This window comes from Salipaludibacillus neizhouensis (assembly GCF_002886185.1).
Lineage (GTDB): Bacteria > Bacillota > Bacilli > Bacillales > Salisediminibacteriaceae > Salipaludibacillus > Salipaludibacillus neizhouensis.
This window is the reverse complement of sequence record NZ_KZ614147.1, coordinates 566,122-586,223: the sequence shown is the minus strand read 5'-3', so window position 1 is coordinate 586,223 and position 20,102 is coordinate 566,122. Positions and strand designations below refer to the sequence as shown.

Sequence of the window (20,102 nt, the reverse complement as noted above, 5' to 3'; positions counted from 1 at the left end):
CATAGCCGTCTTTTATTAAATACAGCGTGATCTTTTAGCCACCATCATTTAAGTGTCAAGGATGGGTTTCCCTTGACACGCGTGTCGTAAAGATAGCTCTAATTTTATAAATCCTCATCTGTAAAAAAATGGTGTATCAAAAAGTATTTCACCTTTTTGACACACCATTTCTATCATTTATTTTTCAGTTTTAATTTCTCATACCTCTCCTGCCGTTCTGCAGGTTTCATTCGTGGACAACTGTAGCAATAGTTACCACTTAGTTTAAAGTACAAGCAACAAGATGATTTTGTATGCATTGGTTCATTTTTATTTTTAGGGTTGGGTATTTCCAAGCTGCGGTATGGAAAGGGATTCTTTCTCTCTGCAAACACCTCTGCAGGAGCATTATTCTTCATATGATCCCAATCCGTCATAAGATTTGCTGCGAACTCATCACTCTCATGCCCGGAAATTTGCTTTAAAAAGAACGGAATCGTGTGTACAAGTTGCCCCCACAGCATCGAAGAACGCAGTTCACACGCATTAGCAACTTCATGAACCATCGGACTTAGATAATACTGATAAAAGTCATGTAACTGAGCTACTTTGTCCCCATCGTGAACAACTTCCATCATTGAATCTCCAACCATATAATGTATGGAAGGTTCCTTCCCGTTTTCATTATTCACGTAAGAGATGTCAATGTCCCAATCATGCTCAAACTTCACTCCTCGTGCAATACACCAGTGAATAAAGGTAACATATCTTCCCATGCGGCTTGCCCAAAAAGTGCCTACGACATCATACGAAGGAGCATTCACTTCTTGGGCATACCACTTTAAATAAGAAGAGACACCTTCACGCGTCCGAAATAATGCTGTATTTATGCTAAAAAGTAATCCTTCCTTTATTTCTCCCGAATGAACCCCTAATAGTTTCTGTTGTTCCGCTTCTGCTACTTCATCTAAAAATATCATCTACTAAACTTCCTGCAATAAACCTGCGTCTTTTTTAATAGACACATCTTCAGGCAATAAGTTATAAGTGATGCAGACCGGCTTCCCCGTACGAGGATCTTTACCAATATAGGCATCGATATGAAAGATTTCCTTTAGCACAGGCGGACAGATAATATGATAGGGATCACCATTAAAAAGAAGTTTTCCGTCTTTTAAAGCAATCAAATGGTCAGAAAATCGAGCCGCATGATTAATATCATGAATAACCATCACGATTGTACGGCCCTCTTCACGGTTGAGACGCTCAAGAAGTTCGAGGACTTCCATTTGATGCGCCATATCTAAATAAGTCGTCGGTTCATCCAGAAACAGTAACTCTGTTTCCTGTGCAAGGGCCATAGCAATCCAGGCACGTTGGCGCTGACCACCAGACAATGCATCCACCGGACGATCACGAAATTCCATTAAATTTGTATTTTTCAGAGCTGCAACAATAGCTTCTTTATCTTTCGAGCTCAGACGCTGTAATCCGTTCTGATGCGGAAACCGTCCATAAGAGACAAGTTGTTCAACAGTAAGTCCTCCTGGTAATTCAGGTGCCTGAGATAAGATTGCCAGTTTTTTAGCAACATCTTTTGTTTTCATTTTATGAATATCTTCCCCTTGAAGATAAGCAATACCGTTATGCGGCTTCTTAATTCTTGAAATAGCTTTGAGAAGTGTTGATTTACCACATCCATTTGGTCCGATAATAGATGTTATTTTCCCCTCAGGAATCTCAACATTCATTTCTTTTACAATCACATGATTATCGTAAGCAACGGACAACCCCTGCGCTGATACATAGGACATGGAAAATACCCCTTCCACTTTTCTACTAGACTAATAATGATAATCGTTATCAGTTAAATTATAACGGTCTCTCTCTTAAATTGCAATGAGAATTCCGAACCGATTCTTATACTCTGTTAACTTCACACAACTGCAACGAATCCTATAGGCATTACTCCATTTTTGCACAGAAAAAAGTCGCAATTAAATACCCGAAAACCAAATGGGGACAGTCCCCCCATTTATTTCCTTTTATCTACCGAAAAATAAAGGTGATGATGTCGCTCGCAACCAGGATTAAACGCAGCCTGACAGGTCGGACAGCTCGCCCCTCCATCGAAATAATCATGAATGGTTAATTCCGTCCCGCACGCACCGCACAGCACTGCCTTTTCATCAAACTCCTCTAACGGCCACCTCGACACCGGGTGATCTGTTGATTCTATATGACAGTGAATACAAGAATAATACGTATTACAGCAATAGAATTTCATCGCCACCCTATCCAATTCAGAATGGTAATGCACACACCTCGTCTCCTTATCTTTCACTTTCCCCATCACTTCTACGCCATGAATCCACATTCAAACTCCTCCTAATATCTGGGGGGACAGACCCGCAAAAATTTTCCAGTTCTCTTCGCTTTTTTGTTAGTTTTACGATTAAGCATTTTACCAGCTGGTTTCTTAGAACAAACTCATATATAATTACAAACCATAGAAACAATTGAATTTAAGGAGCGTGCAGCGAACAATGACTAAGACATGTAAACAATCGAGGGTTGTTAAAACAGGAAGAGTTTTCCCTCAAGATACGAACAATCACAATACACTTTTTGGCGGGAAATTAATCCGGGACATCGATGACCTAGCATCTATCTCCGCCGCTCGTCACTGCCGGAAAGAATGCGTCACGGCTTCGATCGATTCCGTCGACTTTCTTCATCCCATTCGTCAAACAGATTCCGTCTGTCTCGAATCACACGTCTCGTGGACCGGCAGGAGTTCCATGGAAATATTCGTCAAAGTCGTTGCAGAAGATCTACTTACCGCAGATCGCCGAGTAGCTGCAACAAGCTTCCTCACCTTTGTTGCTTTAGACGAAGAAGGTAAGCCTACAGATGTTCCTCCCATCAAACCGGAATCAGAAGAGGAAATCTATTTGCACGATACAGCACCAGAACGAGCCCGTCTTCGTAAAGTAGGCCGTCAACAAAGTAAAAAGCTCGCCAGCATTCTTACCGACCTAGGACCGGGCCAAGAAGAAGAATAGTCGGAGCTTCCTCACGTGTTATCAACTACCTTCCATAAATGCAATAACCCGCTCCCGATTCGGCATGCCGCCCTGCGCTCCAAATGATTGGACAGACAGGGCCGCAGCTGCATTCGCAAAACGTACGGCTTCCTGGATCGACCGTCCCTCCGCAACAGCTACAGCCAACGCCCCATTGAACGTATCCCCCGCACCCGTTGTATCCACAGGATTGACTTGGTAACCTGAGACAAGTACTTCCAAACGATTAGCATAAAAGGAAGCACCTCGTGCCCCCCGAGTAACAATTACTTTCTCTTTCCAACTTTGCTCTTGCAGGCTCACCTCTCCAAAAGCCTCCCATTCCGACTCATTAGGGGTTAAGAAGGTTACCTTTTTTAATTTATCGACAGCAATATTTTGAACCGGGGCAGGATTTAAAATGACTTGGACACCATGGTCAAAACATAGATCCAGAACATAGTTCACTGTTTCAAGAGGAATCTCCAGCTGAAGTAACACCACGTCACTGCTTACTATCTCTTGATTAAATTGCTCGACATATTCCTTCGTCACATGTTCATTTGCTCCCGGTGTTACAATGATCCGGTTGTCTCGGTCCGACAAGATAATCGTTGCAACGCCAGAACTGCAATTCTCAACAACGTTAACACTGTCAGTAGTAACTCCATTCTCCGTCAAGCCTTGTTTAAGCATAGAACCAAATGGATCCGAACCTACTCTGCCAATTATCCGTACATCGGCACCCAATCTCGCTGCTGCAACTGCCTGGTTCGCCCCTTTTCCACCATAAGCAGTAGTAAAACTTTCTCCCAGAACCGTTTCTCCTTTTGAAGGAACAACCTCCGTAGTTGTTACCATGTCCATGTTAATACTTCCAACAACTGTTAATGATCTTCGCTTCATTTCCCTTCCTCCATCCACCTGATTTTTACAAGTTGATATGTAATCACTTACACAAATACTATTACGATTTCCCCCTCCTGTAAACTCGGTACCTTTTGGGGGGCAGACCCCTAAGAAGACCCCTAAGAAAATGGATTTATCGGTCGAATGCTAGAATCCTACTGATAATAACTAAAAAGGAGTGCAGTCCCATGGACCGCACTCCTTTTTATATTCTAGAGTAAAATTGACTAGCCACTAATAGGCTTATCGACATCACTACTAATCGACGTATCAAGCGCATTATACATCATCGTGCCACTGCCTTCACCGCCAGGAATCATTGGAAGGAGATAATTAGCAATAAAGAATAACACTATAAGGAGAATGACAGTTATAAAAGCGTATTTAATGAATGTCGCTCCGACTAGCCCGGGCTTTTTCTCTACTTTTTCTTCTTTTCTATATTCATCGCTCACGTTACCACTCCTAAACAGTTTTATATTAAACGCTTTTCCCCTCTAGTAATATCTTAAACTTTGTTCGTTTAGGTAGCTTAATGCAGTGAATTCAAATACCTCCCGTTTGGAAATGAAGAAACACTTATAGAAAACAGCCTAATCCTTAATCCCGTATCCACTTAGTACATGATCCCCTCGCGACGATGGGTTTTATCTAAGAACGCTTGATCCGGATCAAAATAATCTTCATTATATTGAAAAACAAATTTTCTGTTTTGAACATAACCCGCTCCCCAAGTAGGATCCATCTCCATCCATTCCCCATCAACCTTGACTTCCACCCAAGCGTGACGTTCTCCAGTATAACCTTCAACATAATGAGATTCGATTCCAATTGCCCGTAACAGAGCCGTCGCAAGAAAGGCATAATCCTGACAAACACCACTCCCGGAATCCAGCGTCGACAACGCACTGTCATCAAGGTTAAACAAATCCTGTTCGGCTTTTTCAACGTCGTATGCCACGTGCTTTGCTACAAACTGATAGACCGCTTTCGCTTTCTCTCGATCGCTTTCTAAACCAGCCGTAACCTCTTTCGCTTTATCAATGATCTTCGGGTGATCCGATTCTATTCCTCGTGATGGGAGTAAATCCCGTTTATCTTCAATATTCATTACTTCATGTTCTGTCCTCATAACCCCTTGATAATAAAATACGGATTGATTTCGTTGATCTAAATCAGGGACATTAATTACTACCTCATACCTTCCTGGTCCAAAACGAAAATATACATCGTCATCAAATATATAGTCCTCTACTGGAACAAAATAATTCGCTACGCTTTTGTCTTCGTCGAGCTTATTCACTGTCACGATCATGTGTGAAATGTCATCTGCTCCAGCTACTTCCGAATCAATTTTCCCCCTCACCCTGTATTTCAGTTTCTCTTGCAAGGCCGGTTCGCTCCAAGACGGTTCGTAAACTGTTACTCCTCGATTTATATATTGATTAAACTTCTCCATTTTTGCCATTTCCGTTGTAGACTGATTATCCGCATAAAACGTTGCAGAGTCATAGTAATACTCTTCACCATCAGCAATGGTTTGTACCCGTATTTGGTGAATACCCTTCCCGAAATAAAGCGGGACATCGCCTGCAAACCTATCTCCATGTATCGCAAAAACCAGTTGGCGCTTCTCTTCATCTTTTTCCACCTGAACTAGTACCATCTTTCCATGATGATCCTCTGGTACAGTGCCTTCTATATATACACTCTCTTCCCTGTCCTTTAGTCCTAACTTCGGACTAATCAGGGATATCCCATGTTGCTTCCCAAATTGTGTGTATTCGATTTCTCTTTGAATCTTATCATCTCGATTAACAACATCAAAGACTGCTACGTCATAATATCGATCTTCTTCACCTGACTTATTACTAGGTGCTCTCACTCGCACTTCGTATTCACCTTTTCCGTGAAAGAGAGAAAGTGTTTGCTTAAACTTTCCTCCTTCTAATGGTAAATAATAATTAAAGTCATCTGTTTCAAGATCACGCACACCATTATTTCGTGTCAGGGTGATCCAAATATCATCACTTACTAACTTCTTTATTTCCTCAATACTCCCTTGAACTTCAAACGTAGTATTGACTTCAAACTTTTCTTTTTTAGGTGAATCCAGCATAAAACCAATTTCATCTGCATAGTCACTAAGCTCCATACTTTCAGGAACTGGCTCTTCTATCACATCGTCCTCGAATTTTTTTGTTTCTTCTTGATTCTCGGTTTCTTCCCCGGTGTCCACAGTAACGGATGTTTCTTCTTCTGGTTCTGAACACCCTGCCATTAGAAGAAAAGTGAATGTACAAATAAAAACGACTAATTTCCGAGTCTGAGTCATCTAATCCCTCTCCCATCCATCGGTCCAATCTAGGTATCTATAATTTTAGCATAGATATCCATTTATGATGATGACAAAAAACACCCGGTTCCTCGTTTAAAGGATCCAGGTGTGGATGAGTAACTATCAGGTTAAGATGCTGTTACAGTATCATTTACAACTTTCCTTTTTTTGTTTCGCTTGTTTAAGAATTGTTGGCGAATGAAAGGAATAACCCAGTGGTCGCCTCCGAAACGTCCTGCGTTATAACCAGCCGCTAGAATAAAGATCGTGAAAAGAACCATCCAAGGGTTAGTAGAGAGCGTGCCAGCAAACATAAACGCAAAGTTCATCATAATTCCGAAAAACGCAGCTGTCGTAGTTAATACACCGAAAATCAATCCAAGTCCAACAAGAAGTTCGCCCCATGCTACCATGACGCTGAACATTTCAGCATTTGGAATAGCAAAGTTTTCTAAAAACGCATGAAACGTTGGATAATATTCTATCACGGTTTCATTATTTATAGCACCCATCAAAAATCCTGCTGCATTAAATTCTCCAGTTACTTTCCCCCACCCTGCAGTGAGCCAAGACCAGCCAATATACACTCTAATTAGTGTTAAAATCCCTACTGCATAACGGTTTTCTCTCAAAAAGTTCATAAACATTTTATATTCCTCCCTAGTATAATAATATATTGTGAATAAATTCACATGAAACGATAATTTTTTTTGTTGAACCCTTGTTCAATGATTCACATATGAAGATAAAATAAGAGCTAACTATTTAATTGTTAAGGAAGTGATCACTATTTCCTTTCACCAATAGTATCCCGCAGAATGGATTGTAATAAATGCCCTAAAAGTGAACAGTTTATGAACTTGTGAACAAAGTTTCAAACCGACCCCAACGCCTTACGAAGATACTGGAAACCCCCTTATAGATTACCTTTGCAGGTGAGCTATAAGGGGGGTATCATATTCACTGTTTTAGGAAAGACAATGTCAGAATCGTTCCTTTGCCCTCTTCACTCTCGATCTTATAGGATCCATCGTGGTTTTCTATAATCTTAAAGGTCATCATTAATCCTAAACCAGTTCCATTTTTTTTTAGAGAATAGAAAGGCTCTCCTAATCTCTTTATTTCCTCAGAGGACAAACCGACTCCTTGATCCGCGATAGTTATATAAACTCTTTCCTCTTTTATCGAAACAGATATACGAATAACTCCACCTTCAGGCATAGCTTCAATACCATTTTTAAAAATGTTCAAGAAAACTTGCTTCATTTGATTTTCTTCGCAATTAATAAAGATTTGTTTCTCTTCATTGGACATTTGAAAGTGCACATTTTTTAAATTTGATTCTGAATGTAAAAGATTTACTACGTATTGAAGTATAGCAATAACGTCATTCGATTGATATTTTACCTGATCAGGCTTTGCTAACATCATAAACTCATTTACGATTAAGTTTATCCGTTCAATTTCATCCAACATGATCTGTTTGTTAGACTCCGGAAGGGTACTTATCTGAGTAAAACCTTTAATACTAGTTAATGGGTTTCTAATCTCATGGGCAACCCCTGCCGCTAACTCCCCTAACACCGACAGTTTTTCAGATCGACGAAGCATCACTTCCGCCTCTTTCTTATAGGTGATGTCCTGCTGAATTGCAACGAATTGATAAGGTTTTCTTCCGCTCATAAATGGAACAATCGTTTTATCCACCCAATATACCGATCCATCTTTGGCCTTTTGGCAAAGTTCACCCCGCCAGCTCTCGCCCTTTTCAATTGTCTCATTAATCTCTTGATAAAAACTGTCCGAATAACCTTCCACATGTAAATACTTGAAATGTTTGCCGATTAAATCTTCTTTTTTATACTTAGAAAGCTCACAGAATTTATCGTTCACATAGGTAATTTCACCTTTATCATTTACATACGTCAAAATAGTCGATTGATCCAAGGCATCATTAATATCTGTTAGTCCCTTTTCGTAAACGGTGACATCTTTCCAGGTAAGTACGTATCCTTCTATTTGATCTCTAATAATAAATGGATTGATGACGATACTTGCGGTGTAACGATCAAACAAGATTATTTTTGATTCGTAAGGGAAAGAACCTTCTGTAAGAATTCTCCTTTGAGATTCTCCATTATTCTTATGAAACACACTCATATTTTTGCCAATGAGATCTTCTTTCGACTCTACTAGTATATACTCACTTAACTTTTCAATTAACTCATTCGCATAATCATTGATCCATACAATATCAAAATCGGTATTAGTAATAAAAATATTTTCACCAATCGAGTTTAATAGCGATACCGTCTCTTCATGCTTAAAATGCTTCATTAAATCTACCCTCCGGTTGGAAGTGACGTACTTCACTTTCACTCTTTAAATTTTACCATATAAACTAATAAATCCCTTATCTATTCTTTTGAATGATAAGGGATTTATGAATATTTCTAGACTAAAACTAGTTTAATTGCCTGAGTATATCATCAATCTTTGCGTGGTCATCAGGGGACTTATCAATATGTTTCCAAAGGAGATCTCCTTTTTCATTAAATATCCAAGTTCCACCTTGAATGTATACGTCCGCGTTTTTCATCGACTTCATAACCACATTTTTCTTTGATTTTTCTTTAGGAATAAAGTTTTTAACTTTTCCTGTGATAACACCTAGTCCCGCAGCTAACAATAATTTCGCTTTAGGCATTGTTTGATGACCTAATCCACTATAGGCTTTGCGCTTTGGATCACCTACTATTTCAAAAGGAAATGAACCGTAAGCATCTAAGAACTGCTTAATAAATCTTGCATTGGAAGGTGCAACTACAATAATTCTAAAACCGTATTCTTCCACTTTTTCATTGGACTCCCGCAACTGCGTGAGATATTCTCGACAATATGGTCAACCAAGGTGTCTTGCAAATACGAGCACACAATTTAGGGATTCTACGATTGACGAAAGAGTTCTCTCACCATCATTTTGGGTTTCCACAGGATAATTTAAGTGCATACAAACTTCCCCCTTTTCATGTCTCCTACCCCTTTTATAATGCACTTTAACATCTATATTTTATAGTCACATGACTTAAGTTATAAAACCTTCAAATACATTAAATCACATAACTTTCCGTCATTTGGTTTTCCTTTGCATTTAAAATGCCGGCTTGATAGAAAAAACTCATAGCCGGCATACAAGATTTGTGTCTATTCTAGTTACTTACTCCATTACTCCTCTAGTAATACTCTATCAATAAAGAATGACGATTAATTAAAGCTTGTCATCAATGCAAGAAGAGCTGTCAAATGAAGACAGCTCTTCCGTGGTACCGATTATCCAAAGAAATTAAAACCGATCGGCAATCTGAACCCTAAGTAAAGGGTAATTAATAAGGTAACTATTAAACCTATGACCACTCCAGTAATACTTTTGCTTTTTTTCATACGAACTAGTACCATCTCTGAAAATCCTATAACTAATAAACCAACTATGAATTTCACCCCATAGAGTGCTGCATTGTTTGCAGAGAATTCGATAAATAATATCGCACCTGTAATAATAATAAATACATAGAACAATCGTAATGACATATGAACTATTTTTGACGCTTTCGCGTTGCCCGCTTTAAAAAGATATACGGCGACGAGAAATAAAATTAACGCTACTACCCAAGTGAAAATGTGGGTGTGTGTTGTGTAAAACATTCATTTTCCTCCTCTAAGTTTTCTATTTTCATTCATTTTACTACCATACTCTATTGTAAAACGAAATTATCTCATTAGAAAGTATATTCCCTTAGTAATTTTCTTTTAGAGTCTTTCGAGTATGTTGTTTCCCCATTTGCGTCGTTATCGTAACACCCGCAATAACAATAATAGCACCAAGTATTTGCATCATACTAATATTTTCACCTAACCAGAAATAAGCCCCTATAATGGTCACAACTGGAAGGAAATTTAAAAACATAGACGCTTGAGATGCCCCCAACATAGCTACCGCCCTATTAAAAAGGACTAAAGCTATTAAAGACGGGAAAATCCCCAAATACAAGAGACCAAGTATCAGGTTCGGCTGGTCGAAGGACGGAATTCCAGTTATCAACCATTCCACCAAAACAATTGGTAACAAAACGATGACAGAAATCCCCGTCATCACAAGAAGAGCCGCAAATGCTGGGAAAAGATGCATATATTTTTTTACCATAATAGAATAAACGGACCAAGATATGATGGCACCGATCATAATTGCATCCCCAGGGTTCCAATCCATGGAGAGCAAAGAAAAGATTCTACCATCCATCACTACCCAAATGGCACCCAGAAGTGATAAACAGACTCCAAACCACTGGATTCGCATAAGTTTTTCTTTGAGGATAAGTGCACTCAATACCACTGTCAGAGCAGGAATCACTGTTTCCAGAATAGCTACATTAGATGAGGTAGTAAACTGCAATGCCCCATAGATAAACGTATTAAAAAAGGTTACACCTGCCAGTGTCATCAATAGGAAGGGCTTTTTATACTCAAGAAAGATAGCCCTGTTTTCCCACGCCCGGCGCCATCCCAATGGGAAGACGATTAAAAAAGCAATAAGTAACCGAAAAAAAGCAATGGTAAACGGTGGTAGGTCATTTATCGCCTTGCCTATAAGAATATTTCCGGCGAAAATAATAACGACAATAATCATTAGAATGTAAGAATAAAAAATATATCTCTCTCCTTTGCTGGTTCGATGTAATATGTCATGAGAAATCTCTTAGAAGATTCATGGAGTATGCCTCTTAAACCCTAATTCATCTTAGCACAAATTCTACTTAGATTTTGTTAGGAACTTGGAGTCATATTCTTTGCGGTAACCTTCTGTTTTTCCTAAACTTAACTTACTACTAAGAGGAGGAATGAATATGACCAAGATCCATGATCTATCTGTTCAAAAACCAAATGGAGATGAAATCTCTTTAGAGCCTTATAAAGGAAACGTTCTAGTCATCGTTAATACGGCAACAAAATGCGGGTTGGCTCCTCAGTTTAAAGAATTGGAGGCACTGCATCAAAAGTATAAAGATCAGGGGGTTTCTGTACTAGGATTTCCATCGAACCAATTTATGAATCAAGAGCCTGTGGAAGATGATAAGATGGAAGAAGCATGCGAGATAAATTTCGGGGTAACTTTTCCTTTGTTTAAGAAAATAAATGTAAACGGTAAAGATGCTCATCCTTTATACAAACATTTAAAGGCGGAGCAAAAAGGCATGTTAAGTTCAGAAATTAAGTGGAATTTCACTAAATTTCTTGTTGACCAGCAAGGGAATGTTGTTAAACGTTATTCTCCTCAAACTTCACCTATTAAAATTGAAACGGAGATCGATGAATTGCTAGGCTTATAAAAATTGGATAAGACTATTTTTAAGAGATGGTTTCTTTATTTGGGTCAGAGGTATTCGAATCCGCTCTCGGCTATTGTTTCCCGCGGTCAACATTAGCCGAGCCAACTCGAAGATTACTCGTGAAGTAATGCTCGTACCTGCTGGGTCTTCAGCCATTGATTTGGGCACTGAAAAAGTCAAATTCTCCTGTTTCAGGTGCCCTTTTGATTCTCCTACTGAGGTCTCCAATTTCGCTTTTTCGGCTACTTCTAGAGAATGTTCCTGTTTCTTTTCCATTCCAAAGTCTCTTTAAGTCCTTGTTCGTAAGAGGTTCGTGGAATATTACCGATATTATTTCTATATTTTTCGCCCGACAAAATTACTGGTTCTTGGTTCAAGTACATCATTTCAACCATTTCCTTCATTAATGGTTGAAATAGTCCTAGAAATTGAATCATTGGTTTTCCAACTGTTGAAACAGACTTTTTATAACCCGTTATTTCACGTAGTATTTGTATTAGTTTCTGTCCAGTGACAGGATGTGTGGCGGGAATATTCCACTGCTGATTATAACTGGATTCACGTAATGTCAATTCCACCATCGCTTTTGCACCATCTGGCGTATAAATAAATTCTCTCGGAAGCTTTTGATGCCCTATATATATTCCCGATTTATTATCTGCTACTTTGGAAATCGTTTGATCGAGTAATGTCCCCTCAGCGTGTGGACCATAAAAATCTGGAAAATGAACAATCATTGTTGGCACACTACTATTCATATATTCTGTTTCCATATCCAGGCGCAGTTTTCCTTTTTTTGTATGCGGCTTTTTATTCGTCTCTTCTGTCACTTTTATATTAGGTTGTCTCCCATATGCGTAAATGTTATCGACAACTGCTAGCTTCGCCGAACAGTTTTCCGCTGTTAAAATAACGTTTTTTGTAATCAGAGGCAATTTCTCTTTCCATTCCTGATACGGAATATTTACTGACTGAAAAATCACGTCAACACCCTTTGCGGCTTCAGCAAGTTCTTCCTGTTTCAAAACATCTCCTTTACATATTGTTACTAGTGGTTCGTCTCTAAACAGAACCTCGAGTTTTTCTCTCCCTCTGGCAAAAGCAATCACTTCAATCCTTCGAGATGCTAGCTCTTTGACTAATACTGTTCCCATGCTTCCCGACGCACCTAATACCAATGCCTTTTTCATTTTTCATCCTCCTCTATCATTAACTAACCAATGGTCAATTTATTTCAAATAAGAAATACGCGTAGCGCCTTTTATTAAAAGAATTTATAAAATTAGCAGCTACCTTCTCGCCGCAAGTATCAAGGGAAACCCATCCTCCTTTCGAGTAGCACCTACACGCACTACGTAGGTGCTACTCGGGGCGGCGGAAGCTGACGCTGTATTTAATAAAAGACACTTTGTGTTTTTCTTAAATAAGTACCGTTATTGGTATACAATACTTATCTACTTTATGATTCATATATTTTTAATAAGAATTCAACATGAGCTTCTGCTACTTCCTTCACATCAGCGAAACTATCGACTCTTGGATAGCCACAATAATGTGATACAAAGCCGTGCAATGATAAAAATGTCGACCAAATATCTTTTATTCGGATGTGACCCTCACACAATGAACCAACTGTGTCGGCAAAGTTCTTATAACTTAGATACGCGACTTCCTTTGCTAAACTGTTGACTTCCTCACTTCGGTACATAAACATGATTTCATAGCTACTTTGATTGTCTAGGCCGAACTGAATAAATCGAAGAAAAATCAATGAAAGCTTCTTTTTCTTCGTTCCATCCTCTAAAAGTGTTTGATTTGTTAACAAATCAAGCTTTCTAAAGTCTTGCTCCACAATAGCATAAAATAATTCTGCTTTATTTTTGAAATGGTGGTATAACGCTCCGTGACTACATCCCAATTCTTTAGCAATACTTCTCATGGAGACATGACTATAATCGTTTTCAAGAAATTGATTTTGTGCGGCTTGCAAGATCATCTCGAGAGTAAGATCTTGTGATGCAGGTCTTCGTGGTGACATAGATTTTCCCCTTTAATTGACCGTTGGTTAATAACTAAAGTATACATCCATCATTCCCATTAAACAAGCGACATTTTTAATATTTTTTTGTATGCAATCCATTTATTTGGTGAAAATGATAATAACTATTCTGTGATTCTATGAAATGAGGCCTTATTAATAGTGGACATTCTAAAGGAAATTATTATCGTTTTGGCAAGAATTATAACTATATTACCGTTATTACTGATCGTCATTATGTTTGTAGGAAAACGCGCCATTGGAGAAATCCCAGTATTTGATTTTCTTATCATTGTTACACTTGGCTCCGTGGTCGGAGCTGACATTGCAGATCCAAGCGTCAATCACTTGCCAACAGCAGTTGCTATCGTAGCAATTGGAGGTATGCAAAAATTAGTTGGTAAGTGGAAAATTTCACATCGGAAATTCGGGAAATTAATTACGTTTCAACCGACTGTCGTTGTACAAGATGGGAAGCTCATACCAGACAATTTAAAAAGGGTAAGCTATTCCATCGATAATATCCTGCAAATGCTTCGGGAAAAAGATATTTTTGATATAAGTGAAGTGGAAACAGCGTTAATAGAGGCCTCGGGATCGATGAGTGTGTTGAAAAAAGCAGAAAAGAACACCGTCACATTAGAAGATATGGGAATAACTAAGATTTCTTCCTTTACTATTCCTGTAATTATCGAAGGTTCCGTCTACGCAGATGTGCTAAAGTTTTTGAATTTAAATGAAATATGGTTGCACAAACAGTTAACTTCCCGGGGTATTGACTTAAGGGATGTGTTCTTTGGTTCGATTAATCAGCAGAAAGAACTCCAGCTTTCTATGAAAGTTGAACACGAAGAAGTGATCGTCCCACCCATTAAAAATTAGGCTACTATCGTAAAGGGAAAAATAACAGAGTTTTCGCGGAAAGCATCTGCCCTAGAGCGAATTCGAGTAACTCTGTTCTATAAAAAAGTAATCTCTAAAAAACCGCTAGAGCAAACTCATAGCGGCCTGGTATGATAGAGTTTTATGGCAGCTTATTTCCTGCCGCAAGATAGAGTTCATACCATTCTCTCTTCGTTAATTCCACATCAGAAGCTTTGGATATATCCTTTAATCGATCAGGATTCATTGTGCCAACAACTGGCTGAATTTTTGCTGGATGCCGAAGAATCCAAGCAATTGCAATCGCAGAATCAGTAACTCCCTTTTTCTCAGCAAGTTCCTGAAGCTTTGCATTCACTTCCGGGAAATCATTATTGCCAACAAATACGCCTTTTATCATTCCATACTGAAATGGAGACCAGGCTTGGACTGTCATATCATTTATGCGACTGTACTCAAGTATGGCACTGTCTCTATTTATAGAAGCATCATTTTGCATATTCACATTTAATCCAGCGTCAATCATCGGAGTATGCATAAGACTAAGCTGTAACTGGTTTGCTATTAAATCTTCATTCACATACTTTTTCAATAGTTCGATTTGCATCGGGTTTTGGTTACTCACCCCGAAATTTCGTACTTTACCACTTTTCTTCAAGACTGTAAAAGCTTCGGCAACTTCTTCCGGCTCCATTAATGCATCAGGACGATGAAGAAGTAAAACATCGATATAGTCTGTCTTCAAACGTTTTAAACTACCGTCTACGGATTCCAAAATATGTTCCTTGGAAAAATCAAATAATCCATCACGAATCCCGGCTTTTGTCTGTAAAATCATTTTTTCTCGAACCGATGAATTCATTCCGATTGCATCAGCAAAAACTTCTTCGGATTTCCCGCCACCATAAATATCCGCATGATCAAAAAGATTCACACCAAGCTCCATCGCATTTTGAATTACTTCCTCCGCATCAGTCTTTGAAAGCTGGTCCATCCTCATACAACCTAAAGAAATTTCTCCTACTTCTAAGCTACTATTACCTAATCTAATATTTTTCATAAGGACACCTCTTTTCTTAGTTTCCATTCTATTATTTCTATTTATCCAAAACATATTGAAAACTCATTTTATGTAACCACTTCCACGAGCTCCCTTCTTTGTTTACCCCTATATTGATAATTAACACGTTAATGTTTAAAATAATCTTATATGCTTTCACTAAATCGGGGGATCATCATGAAAATGACTTTTTTAGGAACCGGCGCTGGAGTTCCAGCGAAGCATCGAAATGTTTCGTCATTAGCTTTGCACCTTATGAATAAACAGGGCTCGATTTGGTTGTTTGATTGTGGGGAAGCAACCCAACATCAAATTTTACACACGCCAATAAAAACAAGAAAAATAGAGAAAATTTTTATCACTCATTGCCATGGAGACCATATTTACGGCTTGCCTGGATTATTAGCGAGCAGATCCTTTCAAGGAGCAGAAAGTCCTCTTAAGATATATGGACCAACGGGTATCAAAGAATTCATAGAGATATCGTTGACTAGTAGTCAAACATATTTACTTTATGAACTTGAAGTGATTGAAATCTCCGGAGATGGGAAATTGTTCAAGGACGAAAACTGGGAGGTTACAACTGCAAAGTTGGATCACGGTGTTCCTTCTTTCGGATACAGGATCCAACAAAAGGATTTGCCAGGGCCATTACTCATGTCTAAAGTAATAAAGGCGGATATTCCTAAAGGGCCAATTTTACAGCAATTAAAAGACGGTCAGGATATTGAACTTTCCGATGGTCGTAAATTCGATGGGAGAGACTTTACGGGACCAGCTAAAAAAGGAAAAATCGTCACGATTTTAGGAGATACGCGGTTATCAGAAAATGCTGCGATGTTAGCCGAGGATGCAAATACATTAGTTCACGAAGCAACATTTGCAGCCGATAAGGAATTACTGGCCAAAGAATACTTTCACTCAACGACCATCCAAGCAGCTAACGTAGCAAAAGAGGCTAGGGTAACACAATTAATTCTTAACCACTTGAGTTCTCGATATCAAGCGGACGATGTCCAAGGTTTACTTGCAGAAGCACAGACTGTTTTCACTAACACAGTGATTGCAGAAGACTTTGCCACATTCGATGTTCCAGATTAAACTTATAAAGCAGCACCTACGTGCATGCAGGTGCTGCTCTTCTTATTCGAATGCTGCTTGAAGGATGTAATAAGATTGCTTCAATCGTTCTTCATATTTCGGTAGGTCCCAGTTTTCCCAAGTATAACGGGCAATTGATTCTGATTCGAATCCGTCTGCGAGCTTTTCTTCCTCGTCTAACACGTTTACGACTATATCTATCCCTTCAATCGTCATAGATGCTTCGTTGCCATTTTCCCGTAAGTCTCCAATAAACTCTTTTTTACTAGGTTCTCTTGCATTCAATAGCATCCAAGGTATCCGTATCTCTAATATCCCTGTTTCTTCTGAGTAGAAGTAATCAGCGAGAGAATCATAATCTTCATGATCGGGATCAGCAATTCCAAAACGAAGTTCTCCTGTTTCATAGGAATCAAACGGTATAACTTCCTCGGTATCCGGTCGAAACAGCTCTTCTTTATTTAATGCTAAGCGAATTGGATGAAATGTACTATCCATTTCTTCGATGGTATCATCAGTAAAATCCTTATACTCATAGAAGAAACTGTCGTAATCCCCGGCAACCTCTATACGAGCTGCTTCTTTGTTTTCAATAGTTAAACGAAAATCGGATAGAATTTCCGCGAATCATCCATCTTTACCGTAACAGGAATTCCTTCGTTTTCCCGGACACTAAAATGGTATTGAAGACTATTTCTTTCCCAAAATGTTTCATCCATGTCTTCTATTTTCGTTTTCAAATAAACATAGCGTTCATCATGGTCCATCGTTACAGAATTCATCGGTCCCGATTCTTTTTCATATATTACTTGACCATCTTCCCAATCATCAGTCCCATTGACGCTTACCTTATAACGGTCAAAACTTAGAAGCCCAAAGTGTTGCTCGTTCGTCTGTGCATTTGACCAAAAGGCACGAGTATCTTCGTTATCATACTCCATTGTATTCCACGTGCGTTTGAACCACTCATCCTGCCAAGTAAATACTAAACCACCGGGCAACGATTTCTCCCTGTTCTTGTTCAGAAATAAAACCCTGATTCCAGCCGAATGGATTTTCGTGGGTTTTACCTCTTGAAGCTGGAATACCAAACTCAGCAATGAGAATTGGCAGTTCGTGAGAGGCGTTCAAATCATTAAGATATCCAGCGTAATTATTCGCCTCACCACGGTGATCAATATATTCAACATACTTTTCTTCCAAATTCAAAAAGTCCGGATAATATGGATACACATGGTACGAAGCAAAAATCCCTGCCTCCTCTACATTGCCTTTTGGTTTTAGATGGTTTGGATCGACACTAACCAAGTCCTCATCCTCACTCGGTTCAGCCGGTTGCTCGATATTATCGGTTGTGACCCAGTTCGTAAAACTTAAAGGCCGCATTTGCTGATAAGTACTGATTTCATACTTCGTCAACACGTCTAGCTGCTCCGCAAGCCAGTGCTCCATTGAATTTGCATCTTCCGTGTATACATAAGTTCCGTCATACTCACCTAAGTTCGCATATTCCTCGTTCATATTTTCTACCATTTTCGGGAACCATTCAATCCCGATAATCCACCCAATAACATATTGGGAAACATCCGTATGATAAATCCCTGAAGCATGTCCTCGCTCGGGTTCTATCGTTGCATTTCCATGGATTACATCGACAACCCTTGTCATTTCTTCTTGAAAACTCTCCACTATTTCCGGTCTATAAGCATCTCGATGCTCTTCCAAAGGTTCTTCGTCAATCCAAACTCCATGAAATAAATAAAGCGGTTCATCCGCACTCTCATTGTAGCTATGGAGCGCCTCATAAAATGCTGGTGGATGAAGAGTGTATACCCTTAAAGCATTTGCATTCATATCCCCGATATAGTCAAACCAACGCTCATACTCTTCTTTCGTTATTGCAGCTTGTCCAGGTGATGTCCCCGGCTTTGCCATCCCCATATTAACCCCTTTAACGGTAAATGACTGCCATTCTCCGTCCTGGTAAACTTCAAACTCATCACCATTGATTTTTGAGGGATACAATACATCCTTTGTTTCTGCCATCACCAACTGGTTTGAGGCATAATTATCCGTTTGAACATTACCCTTACTTGCCATTTCAAATATACGTGTCATCATTGGTCGATAGGTCTTCCAAAAAAAGCTTGTTTCCGGAGAGAAAGATTCAAACGAAAGCAACGAGCGAAAGGCTGCATATCCTTCGTACTGGTGAAAACGTGGTACTTCAGCGATATCCACAAAATCCCCTGCAAAATAAAAGACATTAGAAGCCTTTGTCTTATTATGAAAAACGGCAGGAAATTCTTCCGGAATTCCGTGTTCTCTAAGTTTCTCCGAGCCTATTTCTCCTAAATCCCATCTATAATTTGCTAGAATAGTATCATCCGACTTCGCTTCTGAAATATCGAACCAATAATTATACGAAGGACTATCCTTGAGTGAAAACATCTCACTTCCTTGCTCCGTAAACTCAACACTGATCCCATCAGTTTCTACTTCTCCTAGTTCTTCGGATAAAACGACAATCTCACCGGTTACATCATTGACGAGAACAAATCCACCGCCTTCATAGTCCCAAATCCGACTCGAATCTTCATAACGTGAAGTAATCCATGAAGGTATTTCATCTCCTGATTTACTTAGTTCCAAGAAGTGTCTTCCTGTCCACCCACTCCAGTTTAGTCCAAGAAAATCAGTCACATCCTCTTGCACTCTTTCTGTCGTCGGTGAAGCAAATGAATTAAATTCAACCACTAAGTCTGAACCTCCGTTGATCACTTGTTCCTTCACTGTTTGCCATTCTTCCATTTCAAGTCCCCCGTCAATTAACGACGGTGCTTCTTCATCTTCTCCATTATCTTCAACCGTCCATGGTAAATCTTCTTCATATACACCGTATGTATCAGCAACGTATATCAAATCAACCCCGTCTAAAGAATCTGGAATTGATTTTATGTCATATGTTTTAGTCGTTTCATCAGGTGAAAATCCGTAGTAGTCATTGTTAGCATTGTATTTCTCTCCAGATGATTGCTCATATTGGTAATGGTTTAAAAGCCATATTAGACCATGATGCTCCCGGTATTCCTCTGAAGGAGCCGTTTTATTAATAATTGCTACCTGTAAGTTCTCATTCGATTTTGCAAACCACACGATTGCAGGCAACGCCAGCAGCAACCCCAGGAGCAACAAAAATACAATCATTTTTTTCATAAGCATACCTAGCTTTATAATTAGTGAATCCACTTAATAGTTTGTTTACGAAAACCTGTTCTTCTAGACAAAAACAACCATTACTTATTATAGCTTAACTTTCTCTTTAGAGAACAAAAAAACAGTCAAT

21 protein-coding genes and 1 pseudogene are annotated in these 20,102 nt (G+C 39.1%); 4 read left to right on the top strand and 18 right to left on the bottom strand.

All coding sequences use genetic code 11. The annotated features are described in order from the left end of the window. Positions 1 to 173 precede the first annotated feature (173 nt). The 3 genes from CEF18_RS19775 to CEF18_RS19765 all read right to left on the bottom strand — a co-directional run bounded on the left by CEF18_RS19775 (position 174) and on the right by CEF18_RS19765 (position 2,356). The gene (locus CEF18_RS19775) at positions 174 to 959 is read right to left on the bottom strand and encodes a (2Fe-2S)-binding protein (RefSeq protein ID WP_110938228.1); all 786 of its coding nucleotides are present in this window, start codon (positions 957 to 959) and stop codon (positions 174 to 176) included. A gap of 3 nt (positions 960 to 962) precedes the next feature. After that, a complete protein-coding gene (locus CEF18_RS19770) occupies positions 963 to 1,793 on the bottom strand; it encodes an ABC transporter ATP-binding protein (protein WP_110938227.1) in 831 nt (276 codons plus the stop codon). A 221-nt stretch (positions 1,794 to 2,014) separates the two neighbouring features. Further along, positions 2,015 to 2,356 (bottom strand): CHY zinc finger protein, encoded by a 342-nt coding sequence (locus CEF18_RS19765; protein ID WP_110938226.1) that lies wholly within the window; start codon positions 2,354 to 2,356, stop codon positions 2,015 to 2,017. A gap of 169 nt (positions 2,357 to 2,525) precedes the next feature. On the opposite strand from CEF18_RS19765, the gene CEF18_RS19760 reads away from it, so the two are divergent. Continuing rightward, positions 2,526 to 3,044 (top strand): acyl-CoA thioesterase, encoded by a 519-nt coding sequence (locus CEF18_RS19760; protein WP_110938225.1) that lies wholly within the window; start codon positions 2,526 to 2,528, stop codon positions 3,042 to 3,044. Between the two features lie 21 nt (positions 3,045 to 3,065). Here the strand turns inward: CEF18_RS19760 and rbsK are convergent, their stop codons facing one another. From rbsK to CEF18_RS19720, 8 genes and pseudogenes are all read right to left on the bottom strand, one after another. After that, positions 3,066 to 3,950, bottom strand: a complete 885-nt coding sequence (gene rbsK / locus CEF18_RS19755; RefSeq protein ID WP_110938224.1) for a ribokinase — start codon at positions 3,948 to 3,950, stop codon at positions 3,066 to 3,068. A gap of 230 nt (positions 3,951 to 4,180) precedes the next feature. After that, entirely contained in the window at positions 4,181 to 4,408 is a 228-nt protein-coding gene (locus CEF18_RS19750; RefSeq protein WP_110938223.1) for a hypothetical protein, read from the bottom strand. Between the two features lie 161 nt (positions 4,409 to 4,569). Continuing rightward, positions 4,570 to 6,288: a transglutaminase domain-containing protein gene (locus CEF18_RS19745; protein WP_110938222.1), complete on the bottom strand. Its 1,719-nt coding sequence runs from the start codon at positions 6,286 to 6,288 to the stop codon at positions 4,570 to 4,572. 131 nt (positions 6,289 to 6,419) lie between these two features. Continuing rightward, positions 6,420 to 6,938, bottom strand: coding sequence for a DoxX family protein (locus CEF18_RS19740; RefSeq protein ID WP_110938221.1), 519 nt, complete (start codon positions 6,936 to 6,938; stop codon positions 6,420 to 6,422). 313 nt (positions 6,939 to 7,251) lie between these two features. Continuing rightward, entirely contained in the window at positions 7,252 to 8,628 is a 1,377-nt protein-coding gene (locus tag CEF18_RS19735; RefSeq protein ID WP_110938220.1) for a PAS domain-containing sensor histidine kinase, read from the bottom strand. A gap of 127 nt (positions 8,629 to 8,755) precedes the next feature. Then, positions 8,756 to 9,181, bottom strand: a pseudogene (locus CEF18_RS19730) (peroxiredoxin-like family protein); the annotation flags it as partial. 440 nt (positions 9,182 to 9,621) lie between these two features. Beyond that, positions 9,622 to 9,993 carry a YisL family protein gene (locus CEF18_RS19725; protein WP_110938218.1) on the bottom strand — a complete coding sequence of 124 codons (372 nt, stop codon included), beginning with the start codon at positions 9,991 to 9,993 and terminating at the stop codon, positions 9,622 to 9,624. A 91-nt stretch (positions 9,994 to 10,084) separates the two neighbouring features. Further along, on the bottom strand, positions 10,085 to 10,975 hold the full coding sequence (locus tag CEF18_RS19720; protein ID WP_110938217.1) for a DMT family transporter: 891 nt from the start codon (positions 10,973 to 10,975) through the stop codon (positions 10,085 to 10,087). A gap of 217 nt (positions 10,976 to 11,192) precedes the next feature. Between CEF18_RS19720 and CEF18_RS19715 the strand changes: the two genes are divergently transcribed. Continuing rightward, a complete protein-coding gene (locus CEF18_RS19715) occupies positions 11,193 to 11,675 on the top strand; it encodes a glutathione peroxidase (protein WP_110938216.1) in 483 nt (160 codons plus the stop codon). Here CEF18_RS19715 and CEF18_RS19710 read toward each other — a convergent pair. The 3 genes from CEF18_RS19710 to CEF18_RS19700 form a co-directional block, all read right to left on the bottom strand. Then, positions 11,670 to 11,951: a hypothetical protein gene (locus tag CEF18_RS19710; RefSeq protein ID WP_110938215.1), complete on the bottom strand. Its 282-nt coding sequence runs from the start codon at positions 11,949 to 11,951 to the stop codon at positions 11,670 to 11,672. The genes CEF18_RS19715 and CEF18_RS19710 overlap by 6 nt on opposite strands. Continuing rightward, entirely contained in the window at positions 11,924 to 12,865 is a 942-nt protein-coding gene (locus tag CEF18_RS19705; protein WP_110938214.1) for an NAD-dependent epimerase/dehydratase family protein, read from the bottom strand. The genes CEF18_RS19710 and CEF18_RS19705 overlap by 28 nt, the downstream gene beginning before the upstream one ends. Positions 12,866 to 13,134: 269 nt before the next feature. Beyond that, on the bottom strand, positions 13,135 to 13,713 hold the full coding sequence (locus tag CEF18_RS19700) for a TetR/AcrR family transcriptional regulator (RefSeq protein ID WP_110938213.1): 579 nt from the start codon (positions 13,711 to 13,713) through the stop codon (positions 13,135 to 13,137). A gap of 159 nt (positions 13,714 to 13,872) precedes the next feature. Here CEF18_RS19700 and CEF18_RS19695 point away from each other — a divergent pair, with 159 nt between their 5' ends. Continuing rightward, positions 13,873 to 14,595: a DUF421 domain-containing protein gene (locus tag CEF18_RS19695; protein ID WP_110938212.1), complete on the top strand. Its 723-nt coding sequence runs from the start codon at positions 13,873 to 13,875 to the stop codon at positions 14,593 to 14,595. Between the two features lie 142 nt (positions 14,596 to 14,737). Here the strand turns inward: CEF18_RS19695 and CEF18_RS19690 are convergent, their stop codons facing one another. Next, complete coding sequence (locus CEF18_RS19690; protein WP_110938211.1) at positions 14,738 to 15,655, bottom strand: aldo/keto reductase; 918 nt, start codon at positions 15,653 to 15,655, stop codon at positions 14,738 to 14,740. 177 nt (positions 15,656 to 15,832) lie between these two features. Here CEF18_RS19690 and rnz point away from each other — a divergent pair, with 177 nt between their 5' ends. Beyond that, the gene (gene rnz / locus CEF18_RS19685) at positions 15,833 to 16,756 is read left to right on the top strand and encodes a ribonuclease Z (protein ID WP_110938210.1); all 924 of its coding nucleotides are present in this window, start codon (positions 15,833 to 15,835) and stop codon (positions 16,754 to 16,756) included. A gap of 42 nt (positions 16,757 to 16,798) precedes the next feature. Here the strand turns inward: rnz and CEF18_RS26625 are convergent, their stop codons facing one another. The 3 genes from CEF18_RS26625 to CEF18_RS26105 form a co-directional block, all read right to left on the bottom strand. Beyond that, positions 16,799 to 17,254: a hypothetical protein gene (locus tag CEF18_RS26625; RefSeq protein WP_223292408.1), complete on the bottom strand. Its 456-nt coding sequence runs from the start codon at positions 17,252 to 17,254 to the stop codon at positions 16,799 to 16,801. Positions 17,255 to 17,352: 98 nt separating this feature from the next. Next, entirely contained in the window at positions 17,353 to 17,757 is a 405-nt protein-coding gene (locus CEF18_RS26620) for a PH domain-containing protein (protein ID WP_223292407.1), read from the bottom strand. Then, on the bottom strand, positions 17,723 to 19,972 hold the full coding sequence (locus CEF18_RS26105; RefSeq protein WP_223292406.1) for a hypothetical protein: 2,250 nt from the start codon (positions 19,970 to 19,972) through the stop codon (positions 17,723 to 17,725). The genes CEF18_RS26620 and CEF18_RS26105 overlap by 35 nt, the downstream gene beginning before the upstream one ends. Positions 19,973 to 20,102: the final 130 nt, after the last annotated feature.

Excerpts from the sequence above, each read along its gene's own strand:
- CEF18_RS19775 (WP_110938228.1), bottom strand. The coding sequence starts at position 959 with ATGATATTTTTAGATGAAGTAGCAGAAGCGGAACAACAGAAACTATTA.
- CEF18_RS19770 (WP_110938227.1), bottom strand. The coding sequence starts at position 1,793 with ATGTCCTATGTATCAGCGCAGGGGTTGTCCGTTGCTTACGATAATCAT.
- CEF18_RS19765 (WP_110938226.1), bottom strand. The coding sequence starts at position 2,356 with ATGTGGATTCATGGCGTAGAAGTGATGGGGAAAGTGAAAGATAAGGAG.
- CEF18_RS19760 (WP_110938225.1), top strand. The coding sequence starts at position 2,526 with ATGACTAAGACATGTAAACAATCGAGGGTTGTTAAAACAGGAAGAGTT.
- rbsK (WP_110938224.1), bottom strand. The coding sequence starts at position 3,950 with ATGAAGCGAAGATCATTAACAGTTGTTGGAAGTATTAACATGGACATG.
- CEF18_RS19745 (WP_110938222.1), bottom strand. The coding sequence starts at position 6,288 with ATGACTCAGACTCGGAAATTAGTCGTTTTTATTTGTACATTCACTTTT.
- CEF18_RS19740 (WP_110938221.1), bottom strand. The coding sequence starts at position 6,938 with ATGTTTATGAACTTTTTGAGAGAAAACCGTTATGCAGTAGGGATTTTA.
- CEF18_RS19735 (WP_110938220.1), bottom strand. The coding sequence starts at position 8,628 with ATGAAGCATTTTAAGCATGAAGAGACGGTATCGCTATTAAACTCGATT.
- CEF18_RS19725 (WP_110938218.1), bottom strand. The coding sequence starts at position 9,993 with ATGTTTTACACAACACACACCCACATTTTCACTTGGGTAGTAGCGTTA.
- CEF18_RS19720 (WP_110938217.1), bottom strand. The coding sequence starts at position 10,975 with ATGATTATTGTCGTTATTATTTTCGCCGGAAATATTCTTATAGGCAAG.
- CEF18_RS19715 (WP_110938216.1), top strand. The coding sequence starts at position 11,193 with ATGACCAAGATCCATGATCTATCTGTTCAAAAACCAAATGGAGATGAA.
- CEF18_RS19710 (WP_110938215.1), bottom strand. The coding sequence starts at position 11,951 with ATGGAAAAGAAACAGGAACATTCTCTAGAAGTAGCCGAAAAAGCGAAA.
- CEF18_RS19705 (WP_110938214.1), bottom strand. The coding sequence starts at position 12,865 with ATGAAAAAGGCATTGGTATTAGGTGCGTCGGGAAGCATGGGAACAGTA.
- CEF18_RS19700 (WP_110938213.1), bottom strand. The coding sequence starts at position 13,713 with ATGTCACCACGAAGACCTGCATCACAAGATCTTACTCTCGAGATGATC.
- CEF18_RS19690 (WP_110938211.1), bottom strand. The coding sequence starts at position 15,655 with ATGAAAAATATTAGATTAGGTAATAGTAGCTTAGAAGTAGGAGAAATT.
- rnz (WP_110938210.1), top strand. The coding sequence starts at position 15,833 with ATGAAAATGACTTTTTTAGGAACCGGCGCTGGAGTTCCAGCGAAGCAT.
- CEF18_RS26625 (WP_223292408.1), bottom strand. The coding sequence starts at position 17,254 with ATGGATAGTACATTTCATCCAATTCGCTTAGCATTAAATAAAGAAGAG.
- CEF18_RS26105 (WP_223292406.1), bottom strand. The coding sequence starts at position 19,972 with ATGAAAAAAATGATTGTATTTTTGTTGCTCCTGGGGTTGCTGCTGGCG.